This is a genomic window from Shigella sp. FC1661, from assembly GCF_001712525.1.
GTDB classification, from domain to species: domain Bacteria; phylum Pseudomonadota; class Gammaproteobacteria; order Enterobacterales; family Enterobacteriaceae; genus Escherichia; species Escherichia coli.
Genome location: NZ_MDGW01000264.1, coordinates 1 through 2,312 on the forward strand (window position 1 = coordinate 1; position 2,312 = coordinate 2,312).

The 2,312-nt window shown below is 38.8% G+C and carries 3 protein-coding genes and 2 pseudogenes; 1 reads left to right on the plus strand and 4 read right to left on the minus strand.

From position 1 onward, the window contains the following. Together BFF42_RS15150 and BFF42_RS15155 are read right to left on the minus strand one after the other, a co-directional pair. Positions 1–256 (minus strand): IS3 family transposase (locus BFF42_RS15150; protein WP_033555117.1); only part of this gene is annotated, 256 nt, incomplete at its 3' end. Between the two features lie 73 nt (positions 257–329). Continuing rightward, positions 330–748 (minus strand): annotated as a pseudogene (locus BFF42_RS15155) (helix-turn-helix domain-containing protein); the annotation flags it as partial. On the opposite strand from BFF42_RS15155, the pseudogene BFF42_RS15160 reads away from it, so the two are divergent. Continuing rightward, positions 747–1,118: pseudogene (locus BFF42_RS15160) on the plus strand (ATP-binding protein); the annotation flags it as partial. The pseudogenes BFF42_RS15155 and BFF42_RS15160 overlap by 2 nt on opposite strands. Here BFF42_RS15160 and virF read toward each other — a convergent pair. Together virF and BFF42_RS15170 are read right to left on the minus strand one after the other, a co-directional pair. After that, positions 1,111–1,899 (minus strand): AraC family invasion system transcriptional regulator VirF, encoded by a 789-nt coding sequence (virF, locus tag BFF42_RS15165; protein ID WP_005116773.1) that lies wholly within the window; start codon positions 1,897–1,899, stop codon positions 1,111–1,113. The pseudogene BFF42_RS15160 and the gene virF sit on opposite strands and share 8 nt — an antisense overlap. Before the next feature lie 331 nt (positions 1,900–2,230). Further along, positions 2,231–2,312: IS1 family transposase (locus BFF42_RS15170; RefSeq protein ID WP_000618533.1), on the minus strand; the 82-nt coding region annotated here is incomplete at its 5' end.

Here is a 2,312-nt window from a genome sequence, read left to right on the forward strand (position 1 = left end):
TTTTTAATATTTCATTCTCCATTTCAATGCGTTGTAGCTTTTTCCTCAGCTTACGTATTTCGATTTGTTCTGGTGTTATCGGAGAGGCTTTTGGTGTTTTGCCCTGACGCTCATCACGCAGTTGTTTGACCCATCTTGTCATTGTGGAAAGGCCAACATCCATAGCTTTGGCGGCATCTGCCACCGTGTATTTCTGGTCAACAACCAGTTGAGCGGATTCGCGTTTAAACTCTGCGCTAAAATTTCTTTTTTTCATTGGAGCACCAGTGTTGTTCTGAGGTGAGCATATCACCTCTGTTCAGGTGGCCAAATTCAGTGTGCCACTTCACTTTTGACAGCTCCAATGCTGATGCCGCTTTTTCTGGATCAACTGATATTGCAATGTTTCTTTTGGTGCCAATCTTGAGCGCGCGTAAACCAGCTTCTCCGCGCTCTTCATAAACCTTCAGCCACCTGGCTACAGAACCACTACCAGCAAGCATAAAGTGAGCAGCAGCCTGATTAAGGGACATGTGCTGCTCAATCACAGCTTTCACGACCTTAATACGCAACTCTGGATCAGCACTAACACCTTTAGGTTTGGGAATTAAGCCTTTTTCTCCATGTTTTTCATAGAGGGCAACCCATGTCCTGACCTGGGTTCGGGGACACCAAAACGTGCCGAGATGATCCTGTAACCATCATCAGTAGTGAAGTAGTGATTCACGACTTCAAGGCGCTTTTCAAAAGGGTATTTTGGCTTTGACATATTAGGGGCTATTCCATTTCATCGTCCAACAAAATGGGTGCAGTACATAAGCGCAGCGCCTGCGCTGTCACAACAGGCAGTAGACCAGGAATGGAGTTATATGGACTTCCTGGAGCATCTGCTTCATGAAGAAAAACTGGCACGTCATCAACGTAAACAGGCGATGTATACCCGAATGGTAGCCTTCCCGGCGGTGAAAACGTTCGAAGAGTATGACTTCACATTCGCCACCAGAGCACCGCAGAAGCAACTCCAGTCGTTACGCTCACTCAGCTTCATAGAACGTAATGAAAATATCGTATTACTAGGGCCATCAGGTGTGGGGAAAACCCATCTGGCAATAGCGATGGGCTATGAAGCATTTAAAATTTTTTATGATATAAGTAAAATTTCTTTGGAGTTATACCATAATATTCATTAAATTTCCTTATAAAATAAGATGGGCTTGATATTCCGATAAGTCTTGATACATCATTAATATAGCTTTGACTATTCAATAAAAGCTTTGCTGCATGATGCATGCGAATATCAAGAAGGATTTGTTGAAATGTTAATTTTTCACTCTCCAGTCGTTTTCTAACAGCTATTTCTGATAAATTCAAGTTATTTGAAATATCAGAAAGACGCCATCTCTTCTCGATGTTTTTTTCAACAATCTTCCTTATCTGATCAGAAAAACTAAGAGAAGAAGCTATCGATATCGAAGTATATAAAGCTTCCTCATCAGAAACAGCTGATAAAAGGCAAGCTAAACTATAGATCTTTCTTTTGCCGAAAGGCATCTCTTTTATAGATTTGAACAAATCGATAGAAACCTCCTCCTCAGAGAGGAGGAATATTTTTTTGTTTAACCCCCTTTTCTCCTCAGAATAGGAGTGTTGAAATGAATAAATTGGTTCCATTATTCTAATAATGCTTAATAATAAATTTCTGTCAAGGCTTATAATCTCAAATGGATTAATGCTATCAGATTTTTTTATGGAGACGTTTATTTGTATATTTCGCTCTATAAAAGCAATTTGCCCTTCATCGATAGTCAAAGTTTCATTGCCTGAGCTAACCGTCATTGAACACCTTTTTGCATATAAAATAATATAGTTATGCAAGCGAACCTTTATATCTATTTTGTTTTTATGTCCCATATCCATCATAAATTCAACAGAATATACCAAACTATATTTAGTGTTTACAGAGTAACTAAGAAATTTCTGTAACAGTGATTGTATACAAAATCTTTCCGTTATTAAGATAGATTAAGTAATTTTTCCTATATTTAACTTTATTTACATTTTTTGAAGAAAGAGCTTATGCAGCTTCTATTTCTCTGTGCAACAAGCTAAGTATTTGCACTGAAAGGGACTATAACCATATTATGGTTTCACTTTTCTTAGGCAATATCTGTGTAAATGTTCGGAAAGGAGTGGAGCTTCGCAAAACTCCAGCATCATAATATCCTATACGGAACGCGGTAATGACTCCAACTTATTGATAGTGTTTTATGTTCAGATAATGCCCGATGACTTTGTCATGCAGCTCCACCGATTTTGAGAACGACAGCGACTTC

Coding starts and splice junctions, on each gene's coding strand:
- virF (WP_005116773.1), bottom strand. CDS start 1,899: ATGATGGATATGGGACATAAAAACAAAATAGATATAAAGGTTCGCTTG.